The sequence below is a fragment of the Lactobacillus crispatus genome (genome assembly GCF_018987235.1).
GTDB classification, from domain to species: Bacteria; Bacillota; Bacilli; order Lactobacillales; family Lactobacillaceae; genus Lactobacillus; species Lactobacillus crispatus.
This window is the reverse complement of record NZ_CP072197.1, coordinates 1,652,875-1,678,795: the sequence shown is the minus strand read 5'-3', so window position 1 is coordinate 1,678,795 and position 25,921 is coordinate 1,652,875. Positions and strand designations below refer to the sequence as shown.

Here is a 25,921-nt window from a genome sequence, read left to right as displayed (position 1 = left end):
TTAATTGAAAGGGAGATTCATTTATGAAAAAGTTTATTGACCTCAAATGGTTTTCGCTCAGTATTATTCTGTCATGTTTAAGCGGATTATCTTTGCCTTTTAGCACATGGTCATACTCCGAAATTTTTGCGTTAATTACAGGTAAAAGTATTCCAAATACGGTGAGAATGATTATCGTAATTACAGTATTGCAAATCTTACTTGTAATTGTAGAATACTTAAATAATCGAGTAATTAATCGTAATGTAGCACTATTTAATCAAGAAGTTCGTGAGTATCTGATGCAGACGGATTTTGTAAAAACAGGAGAAAAAGAAATTTCTAATCGAATTTCTTTCATTAATAATGATCTTAACCTGATTGAAGAAAAGTACTTTAGACAGTTATTTTCACTAGTATCTACTGTGGTTAAAATTGTTGGTATCGTTACTGTTGCGCTGATAAATAGTGTAGTCCTGACATTAGTCTTTGTTGCTTTTGCCAGTCTTTCAAGCCTTATTCCTAGTTTGTTTAGCAAGAAAACAGCCAAGCAGTCGTCCAATTGGAGTAAATCAACAGGTAGTTATGTAACGTTTATGTCGGATTTACTCAAAAATATCAATACGGTTTTAAATTACAATGTATTATCTCTATTTGTAAAGAAGGGTAGTAAAGTAATTAAAAATTCTGTTGAGAATAAACGTGAACGTGACGATACAATTGCTAAAAGTGATTTTTACGTTGATTTATTAGCTTACTCACTAGACTTCTTACCAATTGGAATCGGCATTATTATGGTAATTCAAGGACACATTGCTTTGGCTTCTTTTGTTGCCGTTCAATACTCTAGCGCTTGGATTGTAAATAGTTTCTTTAGTATTAATAGTATTCGTAATCAGATTGCTGCTACTAAACCAATGACCGCTAAGTTGTTATCTTTCAAGCCTTTAACGACTAAGCAAGATGAAGCTTCAGTCAAATTTAAGCAATTAAATATGGACAATGTAACTTTCGGCTATCAAGCTGATAGTCCAGTGCTTAATAATGTGAGTTTATGTGTTAATAAAGGAGATAAAATTCTGTTAACTGGAAAGTCTGGTGAAGGCAAATCTACTTTACTTAAGGTGTTAATGGGTAAATTATCTCCGCAGAAGGGAAGAGTTTTGGTTAATGATCAGGCTGTTGAAACGCAAATTTTTAGTGAAGTTCAACAATCTTCGCAAATTTTTAATGAGACTTTACGCTTTAATTTAACTCTTGGTAAACAATTTGATCAAAAGCAAATCGTGGCTGCGGCTCAACAAGCAGGATTAACTAATTACCTTCAAAAACATGGCTTAGATACCGTAATTGAAGAAAATGGGCATAATCTTTCAGGTGGGGAAAGAAAGAGAATTGAATTAGCGCGTGCTTTTCTCTTCCAAAGAGAAATTTTAGTAGTTGATGAAGGAACTGCCTCACTTGATCCGCAAACTGCTGAGCAAATTCATAATGTCTTTTTGAATTCACCATTAACAGTAATTGAAATTGACCACCATATTTCATCAACGACGATGAAGAAATTTACGCATCATTTTGACTTAGAAAATGGAAAATTGGTAAATATTTTTTAACGTAAATTGCAATAATAAATTGAACATTTAGGCTATCCTTCTGCACGTTCATTTTATACAATTAAAATTTTTGTTGGAATATCTAATAGAGAGTTAGTAGGATTAATTCCAGGAACTTCAAATGTGGGTCATTATGTAAGTAATAGTTTAGAGTTTGAGAAATATAGAATTTACATAGTAAAAGAACGTGAAATAGCACTAAGTACTTATAGTTCTATTCATAATTCACTGCAAGTACTTGAAAGTGGGCATGTTTTAGGATGTTATAATTATATTAGTACTTTATTTGATTGTAGTTTTGTTTTTAAAGACTATGATGATTATAAGAGACTGTAAAATAGTTTGTGTAAGGATGAATGATTCCTTAAATTTATTTCTTTAAACATTAGAAAAAGGAGTTCCTTTCTCGTATGATTGGTTTGAACAAAAAAACACATACAGAAAGAAGAACTCCTTCATGAATGATTTTACCAAAGATTTTGCTCAAGCTCTATTCAATCCAGACAAAATAAATGATTTATTGCGCAAAGAGCTACAACAGGCTGTTAATAACTTGCTAGAAGCTGAGTTGACTGCCTTTCTAGGCTATGATCCCTATGCCAGAAATGGCTGGAATACTGGCAATTCTAGAAATGGTGCTTATTTCCGCAAGGTTGATACCCAGTTTGGACCAATTGAAGTGCAAGTGCCTCGAGACCGCAACGGTCAGTTTCATCAGCACACGCTGCCTGACTACAAGCAGCACTCTGATGTTTTGGAAAGCACGATTATCAAGCTATACTCCAAAGGCGTAACTACCAGAGAAATCGCTGACTTGATTGAGAAAATGTATGGCAGTCATTATAGTCCAGCTCAAGTATCAAATATTTCCAAGCAGATGCTCCCCAAGATTGAGGCTTATCACAAGCGCAAGCTAAGCGACAAGTTTTTCTGTGTCTATTTGGATGCGACATACCTTCCTTTGCGCCGAGAAACGTTTGAGCGTGAAGCAGTATATATTGCCATTGGCATTAAACCTAATGGACATAAGGAAGTCATTGACTACTGCATTGCTCCTAGTGAGAACATTGAAGTTTGGACAGAGATGCTTCAAAACATGAAGTCCAGAGGCTTGAAGCAAGTTGAGCTTTTTCTTTCTGATGGTGTTGTTGGCATGAAAACAGCCTTGGCCAGGACTTATCCTAAAGCTCATTTTCAACGCTGCCTGGTTCATGTCATGCGCAATATCTGCGCTAAAGTACGCGTCGACGATCGTGAAAAGATCATGAACGAATTCAAGCAGATACATCAACAGACAAGCAAAAAAGAAGCTGCAGCTGTCTTGCACAAATTCTATGCCAAATGGAATAAAGCTTATAGCCATGTCATCAAAGGTTTGAAGGAAATTGAGCCCGATCTGCTAGTCTTCTACAATTATCCCAAACAAATCAGAGCTTCAATTTATTCAACCAATATGATTGAATCCTTTAACAACGTCATCAAGCGTAAAGCTAAGCCTAAGGCAGAATTTCCAACTGAACAGTCGCTTGATGCATTTATTGGCATCCAGGCAATGAGCTACAATGACCGTTATTTCAATCGAATTCATAAAGGCTTTGGTCAGGTTCAGGACACCTTAGAATCCTACTTTGATTAAATAAATAATTAAAAAATCAATTTACGAGAAAGATCTATTTACACAAAAGATTTGACAGTTTCGATTATAATACTGTTACATTTACAAATATTTCAAAATTAGCTAATATTTATGATAAATTTGGGTTCGTAATAGATAAATTTAAGCATCGCTCTAGTGGTAGATACTATGGGATGCTTTCAAATTGGAATTTAAATCGTAATAACTATAAGTTTAATGAAATTTCTAATTTTGATATAGCTAGAATTTCAAAATTAACAGATGAAAATGTTCAAAGTGTAATTCCTATTTCTTATACGAATCATAAAAATTCAAAGAATTATTTAACCGATGAATTTATTCAAAAGGAATATCCATTTTTGCATCCCACTTTCGAATCTGTAATTACAGTTTTAGCATTAAACTTAAGTGTATGTAATACTCACAATTTGGAAATTTACCTTGAAAAAATAGGTGCTCTTGCACAGACTATATGTATGAATAATTCTAGTAATCATGTTGTAAATAGACCGGTTAAGCAAGTTATACCAAAAAATTGGGAAAAGATAGACAAATTTAAACGTAATAAAAATTTATTACCATTTTATGCAGTAATAACTACCGTAGTGTAAGATTTCTTAATTAGATTTTAGTAATACTCAAATCGGTAATAACGGACCGCAAGTAACTGTTATATCAAGTACTGCAATCCACTTTGCTTGAAATAGAAACTTTATTCAGTACGACTTCAGGCTATAATTACTGGAAAATAATCGAGTACTGTCCTCACTGCAATTTAGTGCGGCAAACATAAGAAGAGAATCTTGTTAACTGGCTATTAGATTTAAAGGGCTTTGGTACAAGATATGCACGAAATACTGCTGCTAAGCTAAAGAAATGTTAGAGGCTTACCCTGTGGCTGCCAGTTATAGCGTAGAAATCTTGCAGGTAAATATTATGTAACAAGATTGATCAAGCTCAGTCAAAAAAGAGAAAGCTTGGAAAGCATACCTGTTTTTGCCCAAAACATGGCAGTCAGAGTCCTGGCTGAACTAGGCGATGTACGCAGATTTTCTAATCTAAATAAGATCAGTGTCTTTATTGGGATCGATCGTGAGCGGTATCAATCTGGAGAGATGAACTCTAAGTTTAAGCATTACTAAACATGGCAGTACAATCGCGTGTAAGATACTTTACCGGCTAATTGGACAAATAAATCAAGCAATCATGCCAATGAACTGATTAAAAAGAGCTTCATCTACTTTACCAACCTTTTGGAAGATGAAGGCTTAATCAATGAAGGTGCTGTCTTTATCGATGGTACGAAAATCGAAGCTGATGCCAACCGCTATACTTTTGTTTGGCGCAAAGCGGTTGAAAAGTATCATGAAAAGCTGAAAGGTCAAGCAGTTGAGCTTTACGATGAATTGATTACTAAAGAAAAAGAAGTAGTCAAAAAAATGGAAAAAGAAAAGGTTCAAACTAGTCAAGGCTTGGAGAAATTGGCTCGAGAAACTGAAGAAGAAATTAACCAGCTGACTGAAGAATTTCTGCTAGGCGTAACAGCTACTCTAAGACCGATCATGACGCTACTTTTATGCATATGAAGGAAGACCACATGAAAAACGGTCAGTTGAAGCCAGGCTACAATATTCAAGCAGCGACTACTGATCAATATGTAGTAGATTATGCCATTTTTCCTAACCCAACAGATTTTAAAACCTTAGAGCCAGTTTTCGGGCATTTGAAGAACGTATTTGGCATGCGCAGAACGCATCTGCGAGGCAAAAAGAGGTCGAAACCGATATTGGCATAGCCTTTATGATGGTTTTGAACAAATATGGGCAAAGAAGATGGATGAAGGACCATCTTTTATTGTTAAAAATTTAAAGAGACCGAAAAAACGATCAAGATTCTTGAAAAAGAAAATCTTGATCGTTTTCATTCATCTGGAAGTTATTTTTTCCAGACACTTTTGATACAACAATATTTGGATTACTTGTCAACGTGAATTTCGATTACATGACGACTCTTGTCTACAGTCAAAGTGTATGAAGAATCATAATCTTTAATTAAACGCTTGATTACGAATTCAATCTCATCTTCGCGAACACGACGGTCATGGTTTTCAAGTGCAATACCGATAGAATCCTTACTTTCAGTATAAATAACTGAAGTATTACCAAGAGAATAAACTTTAACATAGTTTGCATCGGTAGTGTTGAGCTGACTGTGAACCAAATCAGAGTAATTATTGGTTACATCAATTAAATGCATGGAATTCACCTGTTTCTGTTAGCTTTACTTCTTCTAATTTAGTATACCTCAAATTGAGTAGCATATTTTTATTTTTAAGAAAAAAGATTTCGAATATTGCTTCGAAATCCTTTGGTATAACTTGGACTTTGTCTTTTATTAAATCCTATTCATTATTTGCCTCATCACTGATTACAATTTTACCATCAACAACATCGGCTTTTAAATTCTTAGCCTGTGCATGATCAAGTTTGAAATCAGCCACATTATCCTCAATCTCTTCTTGGATGGTGCGACGAAGAGGACGAGCACCTAAGGCAGGATTAAAGCCATCTTCAACTAATTTATCTTTTGCAGCAGCAGTTACATCAATGTGTAGGCCTTGATCCTTAACCATATTGTTGGTATTTTGCAACATTAAGTCAACAATCTTAAGCAAGTCTGGCTTAGTCAATTCATTAAATTCGATTACATCATCAAGACGGTTCAAGAATTCTGGCTTAAAGAATTGGCTCATATTATTTCTAGCAGATTCATTAGCTTCATCTTCGTTTTCTGCTGTAAAGCCAACGCTAGCGTTCTTAATGCCTTGTCCTGCATTAGAAGTCATAATAATGATGGTATCCTTGAATGAAACTGTTCTACCTTGTGAGTCAGTTAAACGACCATCGTCAAGAATTTGCAAGAAGAGGTTCAAAACATCTGGGTGAGCTTTTTCAATTTCATCAAGCAAGATCAAACTATATGGGTTGTGTCTAACTTGTTCAGTTAATTGACCAGCTTCTTCGTAGCCTACGTAACCTGGGGCAGAACCAATTAATTTGGAAACTGAGTATTGTTCCATGTATTCAGACATATCGAAACGAATCATTGCATCTTCTGAGCCAAACATTTGCTTAGCCAGTTGCTTAGCTAACTCAGTTTTACCGACACCAGTTGGACCAACGAAGAGGAATGAACCAATTGGACGGCCTGACTTGTTGAAACCGATTCGGTTACGACGAATGGCACGAGCTACTTTTTCAACAGCCTTGTCTTGGCCGATAACGTGAGCCTTTAAATCAGCAGCTAGATTTTGCAGTTGGTTTTCTTCTTGCTTTTGAATATCACCAACAGGAATCCCTGTTTTTTCTTCTACGATCTTGTCCATGATCTTATCAGTAATAACAGGGGACTTGTCAGGATCTACCTTTTGATCTTTAACCTTTTCATATTTTTCAATTTGATCACGGTAGTAGGCTGCTTTTTCGTAATCTTCGTTTTTTAAGGCTTCTTCCTTCAATTGCTCTGCGGCATTAATTCTTTCTTGCATTTTATCCTTATCAATATAAGGAATGGTTAAGTTCATTCTAGAACCTGCTTCATCAAGAAGGTCAATAGCCTTGTCTGGTAAAAATCTATCTTGAATATAACGTGCTGAAAGTTTTGCGGCAGCTTCAATGGCTTCATAAGTGTAGTGAACATGGTGATAGTCTTCGTAGCGTTTTTGAATACCTTTTAAGATGCGAATTGTTTCGTCAATTGAAGGTTCTTTAACTTCAACTGGTTGAAAACGTCTAGCTAAAGCAGAGTCTTTTTCAATATCGCGGTATTCTTTGATGGTAGTAGCACCAACTAATTGCAATTCGCCACGAGCTAAAGCTGGCTTAATAATGTTACCGGCATCCATGCCACCTTCAGCATTACCGGCACCAACGATTTCGTGAATTTCATCAATAAAAAGAATGATATCGTCGTTTTGTTGTAATTCTTTAATTAATTGTTCCATTCTTTGTTCAAATTGACCACGAATACCGGTACCTTGAACAAGTGAAACAACATTTAATGAAATAATTCGTTTGTTCTGCAATTTTGCTGGTACTGATCCATCTACGATTTCTTGAGCTAAGCCTTCGACAACGGCAGTCTTACCAACACCTGCTTCACCGATTAAAACAGGGTTGTTCTTAGTTCTTCTATTTAAAATTTCGATAACCCGAGCAATCTCTTTATCACGACCGATTACTGGGTCAATTTTGCCTTTTTTAGCAAGGGCAGTTAAGTCTGTTCCGTATTGGTCAAGTAGGCTTCTGCCGTTTTGACCACCATTACCAGCGCCTCCCCCCATTTGCATTCTAGGGTCGTTATTTCTCATTTCATTATTATTGTTTGCGGCATTGTTGTTATTTCCGTTTAATGCGTTGAATAAATCATCAAAGTCGCCAAAAAATTCATTATTATTCATTTTTCCTTGATTTCCTTGTTGATTTTTTAATTCTTGATAACAGTGTTGACATAAATCTATTTCGCGGCTTTGGCCATTAACCTTAGTGAAAAGGTGAATAGAAGCGGGCCGCTCATGACAATTTTGGCAAAGCAAAATATAGTACCGCCTTTCTTTTCAACTGTACCAAAATTATATTATTAGCACTCTTTGTAGTCAAGTGCTAAGACTCAAACACTTATTTTTTGTAAGAAATGCTTTTGTTACCGCAAACAAAATATTAATATTTTTGAAAATTGAATATAAATAGTAGAATTAATAGTGGAAAAATTATAAAATTTTAAAAGAGTGGTGATATTTTTGGATTATCAGAAAATTCTAGATCAATTAGTCTCAGGTGAGATAAAAGAGTATAAAGTTGAGCCAAAAGATGCGTTTGATCTTCAAAAGACTATTAGAAATTATGGAAAAAGACAATATATTACCGGTAGGGCAGAAAGAGGCGGCGCGATTGTGTATACCGCTACGAATACCGATGAATAAATAATACGCGTGGTGCTAGTTAAATCATTCTAGACAATAAGCCAAATTATAAGCTAAAATTGCAATTTCCAACCGGCTTTGAAAGCCTATCAGACTACGTGCTCGATTGTTCTCGGCATTGTAATAGGTCAGAAGCGAAAAGTCGCTTTCAATTGTTCTGCGAATAGCCATCAATTGATGATCATTGTGCTTTTTAGCTCCTGTCATATTTTTACGATATGGTGTCCAAAGTTCATAACCCATTTGTTTTAGCTGTTGATGCAGTTCTTTGCCTAAATAGCCTTCGTCGCCAAGAAGATAGTAATTAGATGGATGTGCATTTTCCATCAGTTCAACTGTCTCCTTGGCATCATGAACTGATGCTTTTGTTACGACATAATCAAGAATGTAACCGTCATCGCTAACAATGGCATGAACTTTGAAACCATAGAAGTAAATTTTCTTGGTGGCCTTATAACCAATGTTGGCATAACCGCGAAAAATTTTAGCACGATAGTTGCGAATTGGTTGGCAAACAGGTACCGGAAAGCTGTCAATGATCAAGAAATGTCCATTCAGGTCAACCTTTTTATTCATTTCTTGCCGTATCTGATAAATCAATTGCAATAGCTGACGTGAACGCCGATTAAAACGTGAGTGTGATAAACAATTGAAACATTCACAGAATCTTCTTTGTGATTCAATTCCTGTCTTAGCTTGCCAGATAAGTAAAGCCAAAATCAGACTGTCCGTAGTTTTAATTTGATCAATATTTCGCCGATGAGTAAACTCAGCCGGTGCATACAAACGATACCAGTGCCGACAAATTATCACTAAATCTTTAAAACTAACTTGTAAATGGTGGCTAAAACGCTTAAGCTTAAGGCAGTTCAATCAGATCAGACTCTTTTCTATTATTACTATTTACAAGTCGAGTCTAACAAGATTGGACTTTTTTATTAACTAAAACGATTTAACTAGCACCACGCGTGTTATGATATAAAAGTGAAATGTAGGGGTAGTGTTTCTCTACTTGGATTTGACACAATAAATAATTAGGTTAAAAAGGAGATTGCTATAATGCTTTCAAAAAATAATTATAAAGAACGCTTACGCAAGATGGAGCCAAGAAGAGAACGGTTCTCAATTAGAAAATTCACGGTTGGTGCTGCTTCAGTATTAATTGGGTTTACAATTTTTGGCTTGAATAATACTCAAACAGTTAAGGCTGATACAACTGATAATACTAATACATCGACTGAAAAAGATGAGAATGCTACTACCAGTGATAATGTGGCGAGTGACATTCAAGTCAATGATCTGAAAGATAAGACTTCAGAAGTTAAGGCTAATAAAGCTGCAAAACAAAGTGAAACTGTTGCAGATCAATCGCAGACCACTACTGATGTTGCTAAGTCTGATAAGGACACGCAAAATGCTAATGATTTAGAAATCAGTAAGCCAGTACAACAAGAAAATGCTGCTGTTAAAGTTGCTAATGAAACTACAGTAGATCAAGCTAAGTCTAAGAGTGGAAATGTATTAAACGTACAAAAAGCACAAACTAAGGCTAGTGAAGATGTAGCAAAGACTCTCGCAGAATCTAAAGTAACGCAGGAAGGTGCTAGTGCATTACGTAGTGCTTTCATAGAAGCTCCTCAAAATACTCAGTCACAAGATGCAAATGACTTCCAAAGTTTAATTAATGCTATGAACAATGGTAATGTTGGCACGATCAACGTTACTAGTGACATTACCATTACTGATAAGGTTAATGGTACAACTATTTGTGGATTAAGTGATTCAAAGAGGCATTACCTTAGGCTTGATTCTAAAGGCTCAGCTCGTGATTTAGTGATCAATGGTAATGGTCACACCATTAACTTTGCTGGCTTTAGTTTGGCATTCCAAGACAGGAACTATACTAATGCTGTTGGCCCTTGGAATATTACTTTAAAGGACGTAACAATTGAAGGTAGCAAGTATGACTATGCACCATTGTCATTCTATGGTAGTGAAGCTAATACCGAAAAGAGTAAATTAACTTTTGATGGTGTTACTGCAAACTTGAATGATCGGCCATTAGTTGATAAGTATGGTGAAAACTTACCAGTTCACTTTGCTGGTAAAAACAATATTACACTTAACTATATGTCAAGTGGTTACAATCTAGTAACTGGTAAGACTGTAAGATTTGACTCTGGTGATACTATTTTTAATGTTGATAGTAAAGTAACTGGAAAAGCTATTAATTCTAACAACTGGGTAATTCGTTCAACTGAAAATGCTAGTGATAGTGAAAATCCTTCAACTTTAATTAATGAAGGGGCAAGGGTTACTATTAATGCTAAGTCAGATGACTTACGTGGTATTTATGCTGGGCGTCAAACATTAGCTGGTCAGCCAATCTATGGCGTTACTGTTATTAATGGTACTCTGAATGCCAACATGGCAGCTGGTCACTCAACTGCAATTTGGTCACATGATCTTGAAATTGGTAAAAAGGGTAATGTAACTATCCATACCAAGCAAACAAATCAGGCTGATGGTGTTGAAAATAATACTTCTAATTCAGTATCTAATTATAATGGTACCCACTATGCTCCAATTTCATTAGATGCTGGTCCAATGACTAGTGTTGCCAGTCCATTATCTAAGCAAACGGCCAGCTTAATTAACAATGGTAGTTTGACTATTATACGTGATACTACTGAAAAGACACTTGTACCATTAATTTCAATGGGTGATGGTGGTTTAAGTACTAATACCACTTTGAAATTTGTTGTTGGTGATGGTGCTACTCTCGATTTACAAGATAATGCAGGTACATTTAAAGCTGGTACTGAACCTGCCTCACCATTTACTGGTTTAATTAATTTATGGGGAACTAGTGGTACTGATGTCTTAGAAATTAATAACCCAGCATATGTCAACTTACAACGGACTGGCAGTATTCGTGGTACTTTGATCCGGATGGAAGGTGTGTACAACAATTCAACTATTAGCGGACCAACTCCAATTGCTCAATGGGATCAAGGTAACAAGACTACAACTCCTAATGATGTTTGGTATGTAAGATACTTGAACACAAAGAACCAATGGGGTAACAATTCTGGTCAATTTATGGGTAAAGGTCAACAGCCTAATACTTCAATTGCCCATAAAGGTGTTGATACTCTTTATAATTCTAATGCTACTTTTTTAATGTCAAAAAACCAAGGCGCTGATAAGTACGAAAATGGTGCTATTCCAACTAAAGTTGAAGAAGCACTGCACTTAAACAGTTTCTTAAACAACTTTAACTGGTGGCGTCCACAAAGAATTGCCATGGGTAGCAAATTAAATAATACCCCAAATGTTAAGATTAATGATTTTGATAAATATCAACCAGAAGTACAAACCATTAATGGTAAAACTAATCAAACTTTAGATGATCTTGATGCTAAGAAAGGTATTAAGGACTTAATTGGCCCTGACGAAAAGGCAATTACTGATTTTGATAATCTAGTTAATAAAGTTACTTGGTACAATTCAGGCACTGATAAGATTGAATGGAACAAGATCATGATCCAGCCGACTGACAGCAAGGATCCAAGTGCCAAAGTTCCTTATTCAGAACCACAAAACCCAACAGGTAATTTGAAGACGACTAATGATTCGGCTTGGGCTAAGGTGACTTATGCTGATGGTTCAGTTGACTTTGTCAAGATTCCATTACATATTATTGGACCTACTGATGCTGAAAAGTACATTCCAAAAGGACAAGATGTTAAAGCCAATAAAGGCGAAGATTTAACTAACAAGGCTGATGAAGCTATTAGTAATAAGGAAACTTTGCCAAGTAGAACCACTTATACTTGGCAAACTACTCCCAAAACTACTACTCCAGGTAAGAAATCAGCAGTTATTGTAGTAACTTACCCAGATGGTTCTAAGGACAAAGTTCCAACTAATGTAGTTGTTAATGCTAAGCCAGAGATTAAATCAATTACTACTACTGTTGGCGGTAATCCAGCTGCCACTGAAGGAATTGCCAACTTGAATGATGGTGGTACTACTCCAGTTGACGGTTATCCAACAAGTGCAACTTGGACTACTAAACCAAATACTTCAAAGCCTGGTGCAACTACTGGCACGGCAACTGTAACTTATCCAGATGGTACTACTGAAACAGTAACAATTCCGGTTGCTGTAAATGGTCAAGGTGATGTTACTGTTATCGATAATGGTCATGTCTTCAGCCTTCATGCCAATAATGTTGTAACTCACAAGACTTCTGACAAGAACATCATTGGTGGACCAGTAATTGAAAACTTCAAGTTAAGCTACTACCAAGGTGGTCAAAACTACAGCAAGCCATATATTTACACTTTGAATGCTGACAAGACTGCATATGTTCTTACCCAAACTGGTGATAATCCAGCTGGTGTAACTGTTAATGCTCCACAATCTATTAATGCTAGTGACATTAAGATTAGTTGGACTGAAGCAGGCACTGTTCTATTCAATAATGCATTAGGTGCAATCAAGGGTAATGGTCAACCAACAAGTTTGGTATCAGAGAACAATGGTGGAACTCAGACGATTACTTATACTAACCGGGTAAATAATCAATTTGGTTATCCTAAGTATTCAGCTGTTGTTGACAGTTCAAGTGTAAACTGGCCAATTTATGGTAATGGTCCAGTATCAACTTATCCATTCCCATCAGTTTACATTTATGGTGCAGAAGCTAACGGTACTATTCCAAGTGTTAACTCCGACGTTACTGATTTGAGGGCTGCTTTAGGGGATGCTTCGAAGCTTGTAAATACTAGTGATTTAACTGCTGATCATAATTCTGAAATTAGTTCAGTAAACTGGCAAACTTTACCAAGTCTTGATAAAGCTAATGCTCAAGCTCCTGCAACAGTACGAATTAACTTCCCTGATAAGAGTTACCTTGATGTTCCAGTAGCTGTAAATGTAATCAAGGTTGATCAAGGTGTTGATGATAAGACTAACCACGACATTTATCGTGATATTACTCGTACGATTAATGTTGAAGGCGAAAGTACTCCAGTTGTTCAACATGTAATTTACAGTCGTGCTAAGATAACTGATCTTTCTAAGCCAGCAGGTCAACAAGTAACTTACACTACCTGGGCATCTGCTAAGAATAGTGAAAGTCAAGCAGTAACGAAGTTCTCACAATATGAAGTAACTAAACCTGGCTACACTGCTACTGCAACTGGTGCAACTATTGAAACTGTTGATGGTAAGCAATATGTTCCAGCTTCAGCACCAATTACTCCAGATTCATCAAATGAAACTGTTAATGTAACTTACACTGCTAACGAACATACTTTAGTAATTAATTATGTTGATGGTAACGGTACTGTAGAAGGTACTTACAATGTTCCTGGTAAGACTGATGAAACTGTTAATGTTGATGTACCTGGACATGTTCCAACTAACTGGAAACTAGTTCCAAATCAACAAACTATCAGTTCTTACAAGTTCGGTTCAGATGATCCACGACCTGTAGATTACAATGTTAAACACGGAACTAAGAATATTACTCCAACTGATCCAAGTGTTAACCCAACTGATCCTAAATACAAGGATATGTTCACTAGTGTAAGTCGTGACATTTACCAAACTAAACCAGGTGAAACTAGGACTAAGATTGATACTCAATACGTTGATTTTGGACGTAATGGTGTTGAAGACCTAGTAACTGGTGTAGTAACTGGTACCGGAGACTGGAAAGTTGGTAAGATTGAAAACAACAAGTTCGTTGAAGGTGGCAAAGCAGAATTTGCTTCAGCTAGCGTAGAACAAATTAAAGGTTATGATTCATACGTAGATGGAACAAAGGCAACTGAAGTTTCAGCAGCTGCAGTAACAGAAAAAGATGGTGTCCCACAAAATGGTGCAGCTGTTAATGTAACTTACACTGCTAACGAACATACTTTAGTAATTAATTATGTTGATGGTAACGGTACTGTAGAAGGTACTTACAATGTTCCTGGTAAGACTGATGAAACTGTTAATGTTGATGTACCTGGACATGTTCCAACTAACTGGAAACTAGTTCCAAATCAACAAACTATCAGTTCTTACAAGTTCGGTTCAGATGATCCACGACCTGTAGATTACAATGTTAAACACGGAACTAAGAATATTACTCCAACTGATCCAAGTGTTAACCCAACTGATCCTAAATACAAGGATATGTTCACTAGTGTAAGTCGTGACATTTACCAAACTAAACCAGGTGAAACTAGGACTAAGATTGATACTCAATACGTTGATTTTGGACGTAATGGTGTTGAAGACCTAGTAACTGGTGTAGTAACTGGTACCGGAGACTGGAAAGTTGGTAAGATTGAAAACAACAAGTTCGTTGAAGGTGGCAAAGCAGAATTTGCTTCAGCTAGCGTAGAACAAATTAAAGGTTATGATTCATACGTAGATGGAACAAAGGCAACTGAAGTTTCAGCAGCTGCAGTAACAGAAAAAGATGGTGTCCCACAAAATGGTGCAGCTGTTAATGTAACTTACACTGCTAACGAACATACTTTAGTAATTAATTATGTTGATGGTAACGGTACTGTAGAAGGTACTTACAATGTTCCTGGTAAGACTGATGAAACTGTTAATGTTGATGTACCTGGACATGTTCCAACTAACTGGAAACTAGTTCCAAATCAACAAACTATCAGTTCTTACAAGTTCGGTTCAGATGATCCACGACCTGTAGATTACAATGTTAAACACGGAACTAAGAATATTACTCCAACTGATCCAAGTGTTAACCCAACTGATCCTAAATACAAGGATATGTTCACTAGTGTAAGTCGTGACATTTACCAAACTAAACCAGGTGAAACTAGGACTAAGATTGATACTCAATACGTTGATTTTGGACGTAATGGTGTTGAAGACCTAGTAACTGGTGTAGTAACTGGTACCGGAGACTGGAAAGTTGGTAAGATTGAAAACAACAAGTTCGTTGAAGGTGGCAAAGCAGAATTTGCTTCAGCTAGCGTAGAACAAATTAAAGGTTATGATTCATACGTAGATGGAACAAAGGCAACTGAAGTTTCAGCAGCTGCAGTAACAGAAAAAGATGGTGTCCCACAAAATGGTGCAGCTGTTAATGTAACTTACACTGCTAACGAACATACTTTAGTAATTAATTATGTTGATGGTAACGGTACTGTAGAAGGTACTTACAATGTTCCTGGTAAGACTGATGAAACTGTTAATGTTGATGTACCTGGACATGTTCCAACTAACTGGAAACTAGTTCCAAATCAACAAACTATCAGTTCTTACAAGTTCGGTTCAGATGATCCACGACCTGTAGATTACAATGTTAAACACGGAACTAAGAATATTACTCCAACTGATCCAAGTGTTAACCCAACTGATCCTAAATACAAGGATATGTTCACTAGTGTAAGTCGTGACATTTACCAAACTAAACCAGGTGAAACTAGGACTAAGATTGATACTCAATACGTTGATTTTGGACGTAATGGTGTTGAAGACCTAGTAACTGGTGTAGTAACTGGTACCGGAGACTGGAAAGTTGGTAAGATTGAAAACAACAAGTTCGTTGAAGGTGGCAAAGCAGAATTTGCTTCAGCTAGCGTAGAACAAATTAAAGGTTATGATTCATACGTAGATGGAACAAAGGCAACTGAAGTTTCAGCAGCTGCAGTAACAGAAAAAGATGGTGTCCCACAAAATGGTGCAGCTGTTAATGTAACTTACACTGCTAACGAACATACTTTAGTAATTAATTATGTTGATGGTAACGGTACTGTAGAAGGTACTTACAATGTTCCTGGTAAGACTGATGAAACTGTTAATGTTGATGTACCTGGACATGTTCCAACTAACTGGAAACTAGTTCCAAATCAACAAACTATCAGTTCTTACAAGTTCGGTTCAGATGATCCACGACCTGTAGATTACAATGTTAAACACGGAACTAAGAATATTACTCCAACTGATCCAAGTGTTAACCCAACTGATCCTAAATACAAGGATATGTTCACTAGTGTAAGTCGTGACATTTACCAAACTAAACCAGGTGAAACTAGGACTAAGATTGATACTCAATACGTTGATTTTGGACGTAATGGTGTTGAAGACCTAGTAACTGGTGTAGTAACTGGTACCGGAGACTGGAAAGTTGGTAAGATTGAAAACAACAAGTTCGTTGAAGGTGGCAAAGCAGAATTTGCTTCAGCTAGCGTAGAACAAATTAAAGGTTATGATTCATACGTAGATGGAACAAAGGCAACTGAAGTTTCAGCAGCTGCAGTAACAGAAAAAGATGGTGTCCCACAAAATGGTGCAGCTGTTAATGTAACTTACACTGCTAACGAACATACTTTAGTAATTAATTATGTTGATGGTAACGGTACTGTAGAAGGTACTTACAATGTTCCTGGTAAGACTGATGAAACTGTTAATGTTGATGTACCTGGACATGTTCCAACTAACTGGAAACTAGTTCCAAATCAACAAACTATCAGTTCTTACAAGTTCGGTTCAGATGATCCACGACCTGTAGATTACAATGTTAAACACGGAACTAAGAATATTACTCCAACTGATCCAAGTGTTAACCCAACTGATCCTAAATACAAGGATATGTTCACTAGTGTAAGTCGTGACATTTACCAAACTAAACCAGGTGAAACTAGGACTAAGATTGATACTCAATACGTTGATTTTGGACGTAATGGTGTTGAAGACCTAGTAACTGGTGTAGTAACTGGTACCGGAGACTGGAAAGTTGGTAAGATTGAAAACAACAAGTTCGTTGAAGGTGGCAAAGCAGAATTTGCTTCAGCTAGCGTAGAACAAATTAAAGGTTATGATTCATACGTAGATGGAACAAAGGCAACTGAAGTTTCAGCAGCTGCAGTAACAGAAAAAGATGGTGTCCCACAAAATGGTGCAGCTGTTAATGTAACTTACACTCAAACTTTGCAACCAACTGATCCAACAATCAATCCAAACAAGCCAGGCGACAACAGTGACATGTTTGCTAGTCCAACTAGAACAATCAATGTTGAAAACCCAGTAACTGGTGAAACTGAAACTACTCATCAAACCGTATGGTTCGGCCGTACCAAGACTGTTTCAACTGATCCAAATGTCAAACCAACTTATGGTAAGTGGCAATTAGGTAAGGTTGAAAATGATAAGTTTGTTGCTGATCCAACTGGTAAAGCTGAATGGCCTGAATTTACTGCTCCAACATTTAGTGGTTACACTCCAAGTCAAAGTACAGTTGCTAAAAAGACAGTATCTGCAGAAACTCCAGCTGAGACTGTAACCATTACCTATACTAATGACAATAATGGTGGTGGAGATATTACTGGCCCAACTGAAGGTCAAGTAACTATTATCTACCGTGATGCTAATGGCAATGAAGTTGGCAGAACTACTATCTCAGGTACTGAAGGTTCAACTATTGATCCTTCAAGTGCCATTAAAAACGGTGTGCCAGCCGGATATAAGATCAAAGATGGTTACAATGCTCCAACTTCAGCTTCAGTAAGTTCATCAATTACTGTTCCAGTTGTTAAGACTGATAATGGAGGTAATACTACACCTTCAGATAATAACCCAACTGATAAGACACCTGAAAAAGATGATAATTCGGGTAAGAAAGTAGATCATCATAAAGCCAAAAATAATGGTCAAAATATTCGGACCGAGACTAAGCATAATTCAGGGAATAATCAGGCCGCAGGATTGAATAGTGAAAATCACAGCTACAATAGCAATGTTCATGGTAAGCGCGCAAACAGTAATAATACTGCTGTTCAAGCTGAAAAGAATGCTAAGACATTACCACAAACCGGTGAAAAACAAGACAGAGTATCTATTATTGGTTTAGCATTAGCTTCAATTGCAGGTCTTTTAGGCTTTGGTGTTGATCGGAAACGTAAGCACAACTAAAAGTTAGTAATTGAATAGAAGAAAAGGCACAACTCAAAAGCGAGTTGTGCTTTTTTGATACCGATAACAGTAGATACGATATTGAAAACGGTTTCTTCAATCCGTTCCACTATGCGTGGAGGAAATTAATTATGGCACATTGGTACGATCACGCAATTATATATCAAATTTATCCTAAGTCTTTTCAAGATAGCAATGGCGATGGCGTTGGTGACCTTAATGGTATTCGCAAACGCATCCCTTATTTGAAAAATCTAGGAGTTAACGCTGTTTGGCTAAATCCGGTGTTTGTTTCACCACAGGTGGACAATGGCTACGACGTTTCAAACTACTTCGCAATCGATCCACACATGGGAACAATGGAAGATATGGAGAACTTAATCAAGGATCTACATCGAGCAGGAATTCACCTCATCATGGATTTTGTCTTGAATCATACATCTGATCAACATCCTTGGTTCCAAGATGCCATCAAGAACCCCGATAGCCTTTATCGAGACTACTATATTTTCGCTGGTCATGATGGCAAGCGACCTAATAACTGGGGTTCATTCTTTGGTGGCAGTGTATGGGAGCCAGATCCAGCAGGCACAGGTCAATCTTACTTTCACTTGTTTGATAAACGGATGCCTGATTTGAATTGGAAAAATCCCGAAGTTCGACATGCTATGTTGGAAGTGGCAGAGTATTGGCTGAAAAAAGGGATTGATGGTTTGCGTTTAGACGCTTTTATCCATATTGGCAAGGCAGATTTGCGACAAAATTATCCAACTGGAGATGGGGACGTGAACAAGCCAATTGTTGCGGAACCATTTTTCGCTAACTTACCACAGGTGCAGGAATGGATGCGGCCTTTCTGTGAGCAGATTAAGCAGGATTATCCAGATACGCTTTTATTAGGTGAAGCTGCAAGTGCTAGTGTCAATCTAGCTGTTGATTACACGACTAAGCGTAATCACCTAATGGATAGTGTAATTACCTTCCGGTACTTTACCGATGATGATTCTAATTGTGATCAGCGTTTTTCAAAGCAATATCAGCCTAAAAAGTTAGACTTGACGGCCTTTAAACAAAATCAAGTGGTTTGGCAACAAACATTAGCAGGCGTATCGCAGCCTACTCTTTATTGGAATAATCATGATATGGCCCGTTTGGCTACACGCGTAGCTAGAACACAGACTCAGGCTAAGAGCTTGGCGATGTTGATGTATTTGCAACGCGGAATTCCAGTAATTTATTACGGTGAAGAATTAGGGTTAAAGAATCTACATTTCACTAGTGCAGATCAATTCGAAGATCAAACTGTAGCGCCATGGTTAAAGGATGCAGAAAAAGTTTTGAGCAAAGATGCGGCCTTAGCTATGGTTAGTGAAACACATAAATTGCCGGCCCGTGGTCCAATGCCGTGGGATGCAACTGAGAACCATGGTTTTAGTGAAGTTAAACCATGGATAACAGGTATTAAACAGGATGATGCTTGCGTAGCTAACGAGATTAACGATACCACCAGCATGTTTAATTTTTACAAAGAACTGCTGGAACTCAAAAAAGAAGCCTTATTCCAGACTGGAACGTATTATATGATTTCAACGGATAAGAATAGCTATGTTTATCAACGTGATTTACATGATGAAAGTGCCATTGTAGCTGTTTCATTGAGTGATCAAAAGACAACTGTTGAAATACCAGCCGGTTATACTGTTGCAACACTAAAAGCGGGAGAATATCAATTAACTAATGAAAAATTAACTTTGATGCCTTATGCAGGTGTTGTGTTGAAAAAGGAGAATTAATATATGCAATTAGCAGCTTTAAGACACCGAACTGAAAGTGAAGATAGTTTTGTAGTTGATCCAAGTCATGTTCGCGTGCGTTTTCACAGTGCTAAAAATGACGTTAAAAAAGTAATTGTTCACTACTGCGATAATTATTTGCCACTTGAACAGGCTAAAACATGTGAGATGGAAAAAATTGGCGTAGGGCAATGTGAAGATCATTGGGGCATTACGCTTGAAGCACCATATCATCGCTTGAAGTATACCTTTGAAGTAATTGGCAGTGATGGCACTAGTGTAGTTGTCGGTGATCGTGCAATTAGCGGTGATGTAGACAAGGCCATTATGGAAGATGGTTCTTATTTCAAAGTGCCATATTGCCATGAAATTGATATGGTGAAAACGCCAGAATGGGTTAAACATACTGTTTGGTACCAAATCTTTCCAGAACGTTTTGCAAACGGTGATAAGTCTAATGATCCCCAAGGGGTTAAAGCGTGGAATCCGGAGGATCATCCTGGCCGCGAAGACTTCTATGGTGGTGACCTGCAAGGCGTGCTTGACCATCTAGATTACTTGAAGAAACTGGGTGTTAATGGCCTTTATTTCTGTCCTATTTTTAAAGCCAGTTCTAACCATAAATATGATACGATTGACTATTTGCAAGTTGATCCGGCATTCGGCGACAAGGATTTATTTGCGAAAGTTGTTAATGAAGCTCATGCCCGCGGAATGAAGGTCATGCTGGACGCGGTTTTCAACCACCTGGGTGATCAATCAATGCAATGGCAAGATGTTGTTAAAAATGGTCCAAGTTCTCGTTTTGCTAGTTGGTTCCACATTAATGAATATCCAGTTGAACCTTACCGCGATCCATTAAAGGGTGAGGGTAGTCCTAAGTTCGATACTTTTGCCTTTGAAAAGCATATGCCAAAGCTGAACACAGCTAATCCAGAAGTACAGGATTTCTTGTTAGAGATTGCTACTTACTGGGTAAAATACTTTGATATTGATGCTTGGCGGCTAGATGTGGCTAACGAAGTTGATCACCACTTCTGGAAGAAATTCCACAAGGCCGTTACTGATATCAAGTCTGATTTTTATATTGTAGGTGAAGTTTGGCACTCAGCTCAGCCATGGCTTAATGGTGATGAATTTACTGGCGTAATGAATTACCCATATACATTGCAGATTGAAGATCACTTTTTCAAGCATAAGCTGTCAGCACAAGAATTAACTAGTCGTCTGACCGACCAGTTGATGAAATACCGGGATGCTACCAATGCAGCCATGATGAACATGCTTGATTCACACGATACAGCCCGAATTTTGACAGTAGCTAATGGAGACCAAGATTTGGCTTTGCAAGCCTTAGCTTTTGAATTTATGCAAAAGGGTAGTCCATGCATTTATTATGGAACTGAAATGGGTATGACTGGTGGCAACGATCCTGATTGTCGTAAACCAATGGATTGGGCAAAAGAAGACGGCCCGGTTTGGCAACGAGTTCATCAATTGATTGACTTTCGTTTGCAACATGATGAAACTTTCGGTAAAGGTCGAATTAAGTTACACGTAACAGAGAATGGGTTAATTGAGGTCGATCGTGAGGGGAATGAAAGCATTAAAGCATACTTTAACACGACCGATCATCCAGTAGAGATCAATTGTGAGAACACGTTTAGTCAAGATTATGAGAATAATCAATTGGCACCAAAAGGCTTTGTAGTGAGTGTTCATTAAAAGTTACTTTTAATAAGCAAAAAAAGAAGGCAGATTAAGATCTACCTTCTTTTTCTATTAACTAATCCTGATAACGGTAACAGTAGATTTAATATTGTAAACCGCTTTCAACTAAAGGACAATGAAAGCGTAGACAAGAGAGCACCTCGAATATTACGGGAGATAGAATATATGAAACGAATTTTTGAAATTGATCCTTGGAAGGTCGTTACCCATAAGTTCGAACCAAAAGATAAAAGATTGCAAGAAAGTATGACTGCAATCGGCAACGATTACATGGGTATGAGAGGAAACTTTGAAGAAGGCTATTCAGGTGACAGCTTACAAGGTACTTACCTTGCTGGTGTTTGGTTCCCTGATAAGACGCGTGTTGGTTGGTGGAAGAACGGATATCCAAAGTACTTTGGTAAGGTTCCTAACTCACCAAGTTTCATCAACATGGGAATTACGATTAATGGTGAAAAACTTGACTTAGCTAAAGTTAAGTTTAGTGATTTCTACTTAGCACTTGATATGCACCAAGGTCTTCTGACTAGAAGTTTTACTTATGAAGGTAAGGATACTAAGGTTAAATTCGAATTCGAAAGGTTTTTACATATTACCTTAAAAGAAGCAGCTTTAATTAAAGTTAAGGCTATCGTTTTAAGTGGTAAAGCTAAGATCGACTTTGATGCAGCACTTGATGGAACTGTTGTTAACGAAGACAGTAACTACGATGCAAAATTCTGGATGCCTTTAGGTGAAAATGCTGAAGCAAGAACTATTAAGGTTGAAACTAAGGCTAACCCATACAAGGTTCCACAATTTACAGTCCTCCTTAAGCAAAGTCTTCGTCATAATGGTGAAGTAGTTAAGGGTGATGTTTCAACTGAAGCAGCCCAACTTCATGAAAAGCTTTCAGTTGAGTTAAATGAAGGCGAAAGCTACGATCTTGAAAAAGATGTCATTGTTGTTACTAGTCGTGACGTCAAACCAGATGATCAAGATGCTAAGGCAGCTGAATTGATGACCAAGCTTCAAGCTAAGAGTTTTGAAGAAAACTTAGCTGATCATGAAGCCGTTTGGCAAAAGCGCTGGGACAAATCAGATGTTGTAATTGCTGGTGATGATGCCGCTCAACAAGGTATCCGCTTTAACATTTGTCAATTATTCATGACTTATTACGGTGAAGATGAACGTCTTAACGTTGGTCCTAAAGGTTTTACCGGTGAAAAATACGGTGGTGCTACTTACTGGGATACTGAAGCCTACATTGTTCCAATGTACTTATGTGTTACTGATCCTAGTGTTACTCGGGCACTTTTACAATACCGTCACGATCAATTGCCAGGCGCATACCATAACGCTAAAGAACAAGGCTTACCAGGTGCATTGTTCCCAATGGTTACCTTCAACGGGATTGAATGTCACAATGAATGGGAAATCACCTTTGAAGAAATTCACAGAAATGCGGACATTCCTCACGCAATCGCTATGTACACTGATTACACTGGCGACGACAGCTACGTTAAGAACGAAGGTATGGACGTTTTAGTTGGTACCGCAAGATTCTGGGCAGCTAGAGTTCACTGGTCAAAGTGGCGTAACAAGTACGTAATGCACGGTGTAACGGGTCCTAATGAATACGAAAACAACGTAAACAACAACTGGTTCACCAACACCATGGCAAGATGGCTTCTCAAATACACTTTGGAACGTTTGCCACTTGCTACTAAGGAAGCTCAAGAAAGAGTTCGCGTAACTGACGAAGAAAAGGCTAAATGGCAAGACATCGTAGATAACATGTACTTACCAGAAGACAAGGAACGAGGCATCTTCTTACAACAAGATGACTTCCTAGACAAGGATATTCGTCCAGTTAGCGAAATCGAAGATCAACGTCCAATTAACCAACACTGGTCATGGGACAAGATCTTGAGATCACCATTCATCAAGCAAGCCGATGTTTTACAAGGTATCTACTTCTTGAACGATGAATACACTGTGGAACAAAAGGAAAAGAACTTCGACTTCTACGAACCATTAACAGTTCACGAAAGTTCACTTTCACCATGTATTCACTCAATCTTAGCTGCTGAACTTGGCAAGCAAAAGAAGGCTGTTGAGCTTTACCAAAGAACTGCTCGTCTTGACCTTGATAACTACAACAACGACACCGTTGATGGTTTGCACATCACTTCAATGAGTGGTTCATGGCTTACAATTGTTCAAGGTTTCGCAGGCATGCGTTACGATCACAACCAATTGAAGTTTAACCCATTTGTTCCTGAAGGTTGGGATCACTACAGCTTCAAGATCAACTACCGTGGTCGCTTGATCGAAGTTTATGTTGATCATGAAGGAACTAAGCTTACTTTGCTTAAGGGTGAAGATATTGATGTATTAGTTCACGATAAGAAAGTTACTCTTAAAGAAGGTGAAACTACAAATGCTTAAAGGATTGTTATTCGATTTAGATGGTGTTTTAACTAACTCAGCTAAGTTTCACCTTACAGCTTGGAACAATTTAGCTAAGGAATTAGGCATTACCTTAACAGATGCTCAACTTGATAGCTTGCGTGGTATTTCAAGAATGGATTCACTTAACCTGATCTTGAAGTACGGTGGTCAAGAAGACAAATACACCGAAGCAGAAAAAGAAAAGTTTGCTGCAGAAAAGAACGCTAAATTTGTTGAACAAGTAGAAACAATGACGCCAAAGGACATTTTGCCTGGGATCTCTGAGTTATTGGCAGATGCTAAGAAGCAAAACTTAAAGATGGTAATTGCTTCTGCTTCTAAGAATGCTCCTAAGATTTTAACTAGATTAGGTATTATGGATGAATTTGATGGCATTGTTGATCCAGCAACGCTTCATCATGGTAAGCCAGATCCTGAAATTTACATCAAAGCGCAAGAAATTGCAGGGTTAAAGGCTGATGAAGTAATCAGTTTTGAAGATGCCAAAGCTGGGGTCGAAGCAATCAAGGCCGCAGGTCAATTTGCCGTAGGAATTGGTGATAAGGAGCTTTTGAAAGAAGCTGATTACATCGTTCCAACAACTGCTGAGTTGAAATTGAGTGAAATTGAAAAAGTTTTTAATGAAAAATAATTAAAGAGAGTAGGGGAAACAATGGTTGAGGTTGATTTAAACCATATTTACAAAAAATATGCAGGTAACGACAGATATTCTGTTAACGACTTTGACTTACATATCAAGGATAAGGAATTCATCGTTTTCGTTGGTCCATCTGGCTGTGGTAAGTCAACTACTTTGAGAATGGTTGCTGGTTTGGAAGACATCAGTAAGGGTACTTTGGAAATCGATCATAAAGTAATGAACGATGTTGCTCCAAAGGACAGACACATTGCGATGGTTTTCCAGAACTACGCTTTGTATCCACACATGACCATTTATGACAACATGGCCTTCGGTTTAAAGTTGCGTCACACGCCTAAAGATGAAATTGATCAAAAGGTTAAAAAAGCAGCTAAGATGTTAGGCCTTGAAGAGTACTTGGATAAGAAGCCAGGTGCTTTGTCCGGTGGTCAAAGACAGCGTGTTGCATTAGGACGTGCAATCGTTCGTGCGGCACCTATCTTCTTGATGGATGAACCTTTATCAAACTTGGATGCTAAATTGCGTGTGGTAATGCGTACTGAAATTGCTAAGCTTCACCAAGACTTGGGTACTACAACTATTTATGTTACCCACGATCAGACTGAAGCGATGACTTTGGCTGATAGAGTTGTTGTAATGTCTGTTGGTAGAGTTGAACAAATCGGCTCACCACTTGAAGTTTACAACAATCCAGTTAACATGTTCGTTGCCGGATTTATTGGTTCCCCACAAATGAATTTCTTCAATGTTCACTACAAGGACGGTCGAATTTCTGATGGCAAAGGCTTGAATATTGGTATTCCTGAAGGTAAGGCAAAACTGCTGGAAGAAAAGGGCTACAACGATAAAGACTTGGTCTTCGGTATTCGTCCAGAAGATATTCACTCAGAAGAAGCATTTATGGAAACATGGCCAGATTCAGTAATTGAATCAAAGGTTGTTGTTTCAGAGCTTCTAGGTGCAACTATTCAGCTTCACCAAGAAGTTGATGGTACTGAATTTACTGCTATTGTAAATTCACGTGATTATCACAAGCCAGGTGACAAGGTTAAGATGGGCTTTGATGTTAACAAAGCTCACTTCTTTGATAAAGATTCCACGAAGGCGATTGTTAACTAATCTGGTACTGAAAACGCAGTACAG

Annotated in this window: 14 protein-coding genes and 2 pseudogenes; 13 read left to right on the top strand and 3 right to left on the bottom strand. The window is 37.6% G+C overall.

The window, feature by feature from the left end:
* Positions 1-23 precede the first annotated feature (23 nt).
* The 6 genes and pseudogenes from J6L97_RS08145 to J6L97_RS11345 form a co-directional block, all read left to right on the top strand.
* Positions 24-1,592, top strand: coding sequence for an ATP-binding cassette domain-containing protein (locus J6L97_RS08145; protein ID WP_057726886.1), 1,569 nt, complete (start codon positions 24-26; stop codon positions 1,590-1,592).
* Positions 1,593-2,049: 457 nt separating this feature from the next.
* Positions 2,050-3,228, top strand: coding sequence for an IS256 family transposase (locus tag J6L97_RS08140; protein ID WP_005728142.1), 1,179 nt, complete (start codon positions 2,050-2,052; stop codon positions 3,226-3,228).
* A gap of 173 nt (positions 3,229-3,401) precedes the next feature.
* On the top strand, positions 3,402-3,839 hold the full coding sequence (locus J6L97_RS08135; RefSeq protein WP_057727048.1) for a hypothetical protein: 438 nt from the start codon (positions 3,402-3,404) through the stop codon (positions 3,837-3,839).
* A 366-nt stretch (positions 3,840-4,205) separates the two neighbouring features.
* Entirely contained in the window at positions 4,206-4,370 is a 165-nt protein-coding gene (locus J6L97_RS08130; RefSeq protein ID WP_013086033.1) for a transposase, read from the top strand.
* A gap of 51 nt (positions 4,371-4,421) precedes the next feature.
* Positions 4,422-4,592: pseudogene (locus tag J6L97_RS11350) on the top strand (IS5/IS1182 family transposase); the annotation flags it as partial.
* Positions 4,593-4,757: 165 nt separating this feature from the next.
* Positions 4,758-4,945: pseudogene (locus J6L97_RS11345) on the top strand (IS5/IS1182 family transposase); the annotation flags it as partial.
* A 257-nt stretch (positions 4,946-5,202) separates the two neighbouring features.
* Here J6L97_RS11345 and J6L97_RS08120 read toward each other — a convergent pair.
* Both J6L97_RS08120 and J6L97_RS08115 read right to left on the bottom strand, forming a co-directional pair.
* Positions 5,203-5,484 (bottom strand): DUF1827 family protein, encoded by a 282-nt coding sequence (locus J6L97_RS08120; RefSeq protein ID WP_005728539.1) that lies wholly within the window; start codon positions 5,482-5,484, stop codon positions 5,203-5,205.
* 145 nt (positions 5,485-5,629) lie between these two features.
* On the bottom strand, positions 5,630-7,822 hold the full coding sequence (locus J6L97_RS08115) for an ATP-dependent Clp protease ATP-binding subunit (RefSeq protein ID WP_057727049.1): 2,193 nt from the start codon (positions 7,820-7,822) through the stop codon (positions 5,630-5,632).
* Positions 7,823-8,026: 204 nt separating this feature from the next.
* On the opposite strand from J6L97_RS08115, the gene J6L97_RS08110 reads away from it, so the two are divergent.
* On the top strand, positions 8,027-8,209 hold the full coding sequence (locus J6L97_RS08110) for a hypothetical protein (protein WP_005721524.1): 183 nt from the start codon (positions 8,027-8,029) through the stop codon (positions 8,207-8,209).
* Positions 8,210-8,233: 24 nt separating this feature from the next.
* On the opposite strand, the gene J6L97_RS08105 is transcribed toward J6L97_RS08110, so the two are convergent.
* Positions 8,234-9,082 (bottom strand): IS982 family transposase, encoded by an 849-nt coding sequence (locus tag J6L97_RS08105; protein ID WP_150398787.1) that lies wholly within the window; start codon positions 9,080-9,082, stop codon positions 8,234-8,236.
* Between the two features lie 186 nt (positions 9,083-9,268).
* On the opposite strand from J6L97_RS08105, the gene J6L97_RS11120 reads away from it, so the two are divergent.
* The 6 genes from J6L97_RS11120 to J6L97_RS08070 all read left to right on the top strand — a co-directional run bounded on the left by J6L97_RS11120 (position 9,269) and on the right by J6L97_RS08070 (position 25,897).
* Positions 9,269-18,160: a Rib/alpha-like domain-containing protein gene (locus J6L97_RS11120; RefSeq protein WP_225907781.1), complete on the top strand. Its 8,892-nt coding sequence runs from the start codon at positions 9,269-9,271 to the stop codon at positions 18,158-18,160.
* 131 nt (positions 18,161-18,291) lie between these two features.
* On the top strand, positions 18,292-19,953 hold the full coding sequence (locus J6L97_RS08090; protein WP_150399411.1) for an alpha-glucosidase: 1,662 nt from the start codon (positions 18,292-18,294) through the stop codon (positions 19,951-19,953).
* A 3-nt stretch (positions 19,954-19,956) separates the two neighbouring features.
* The gene (locus J6L97_RS08085) at positions 19,957-21,678 is read left to right on the top strand and encodes a glycoside hydrolase family 13 protein (protein WP_013086994.1); all 1,722 of its coding nucleotides are present in this window, start codon (positions 19,957-19,959) and stop codon (positions 21,676-21,678) included.
* A 171-nt stretch (positions 21,679-21,849) separates the two neighbouring features.
* The gene (locus J6L97_RS08080) at positions 21,850-24,114 is read left to right on the top strand and encodes a glycoside hydrolase family 65 protein (RefSeq protein ID WP_057726964.1); all 2,265 of its coding nucleotides are present in this window, start codon (positions 21,850-21,852) and stop codon (positions 24,112-24,114) included.
* Positions 24,107-24,769, top strand: coding sequence for a beta-phosphoglucomutase (pgmB, locus tag J6L97_RS08075; protein WP_054832993.1), 663 nt, complete (start codon positions 24,107-24,109; stop codon positions 24,767-24,769). The genes J6L97_RS08080 and pgmB overlap by 8 nt, the downstream gene beginning before the upstream one ends.
* A 21-nt stretch (positions 24,770-24,790) precedes the next feature.
* Positions 24,791-25,897: an ABC transporter ATP-binding protein gene (locus J6L97_RS08070; RefSeq protein WP_013086992.1), complete on the top strand. Its 1,107-nt coding sequence runs from the start codon at positions 24,791-24,793 to the stop codon at positions 25,895-25,897.
* The last annotated feature ends 24 nt before the right edge of the window (positions 25,898-25,921 follow it).

Coding starts and splice junctions, on each gene's coding strand:
- J6L97_RS08145 (WP_057726886.1), top strand. CDS start 24: ATGAAAAAGTTTATTGACCTCAAATGGTTTTCGCTCAGTATTATTCTG.
- J6L97_RS08140 (WP_005728142.1), top strand. CDS start 2,050: ATGAATGATTTTACCAAAGATTTTGCTCAAGCTCTATTCAATCCAGAC.
- J6L97_RS08135 (WP_057727048.1), top strand. CDS start 3,402: ATGCTTTCAAATTGGAATTTAAATCGTAATAACTATAAGTTTAATGAA.
- J6L97_RS08120 (WP_005728539.1), bottom strand. CDS start 5,484: ATGCATTTAATTGATGTAACCAATAATTACTCTGATTTGGTTCACAGT.
- J6L97_RS11120 (WP_225907781.1), top strand. CDS start 9,269: ATGCTTTCAAAAAATAATTATAAAGAACGCTTACGCAAGATGGAGCCA.
- J6L97_RS08090 (WP_150399411.1), top strand. CDS start 18,292: ATGGCACATTGGTACGATCACGCAATTATATATCAAATTTATCCTAAG.
- J6L97_RS08085 (WP_013086994.1), top strand. CDS start 19,957: ATGCAATTAGCAGCTTTAAGACACCGAACTGAAAGTGAAGATAGTTTT.
- J6L97_RS08080 (WP_057726964.1), top strand. CDS start 21,850: ATGAAACGAATTTTTGAAATTGATCCTTGGAAGGTCGTTACCCATAAG.
- pgmB (WP_054832993.1), top strand. CDS start 24,107: ATGCTTAAAGGATTGTTATTCGATTTAGATGGTGTTTTAACTAACTCA.
- J6L97_RS08070 (WP_013086992.1), top strand. CDS start 24,791: ATGGTTGAGGTTGATTTAAACCATATTTACAAAAAATATGCAGGTAAC.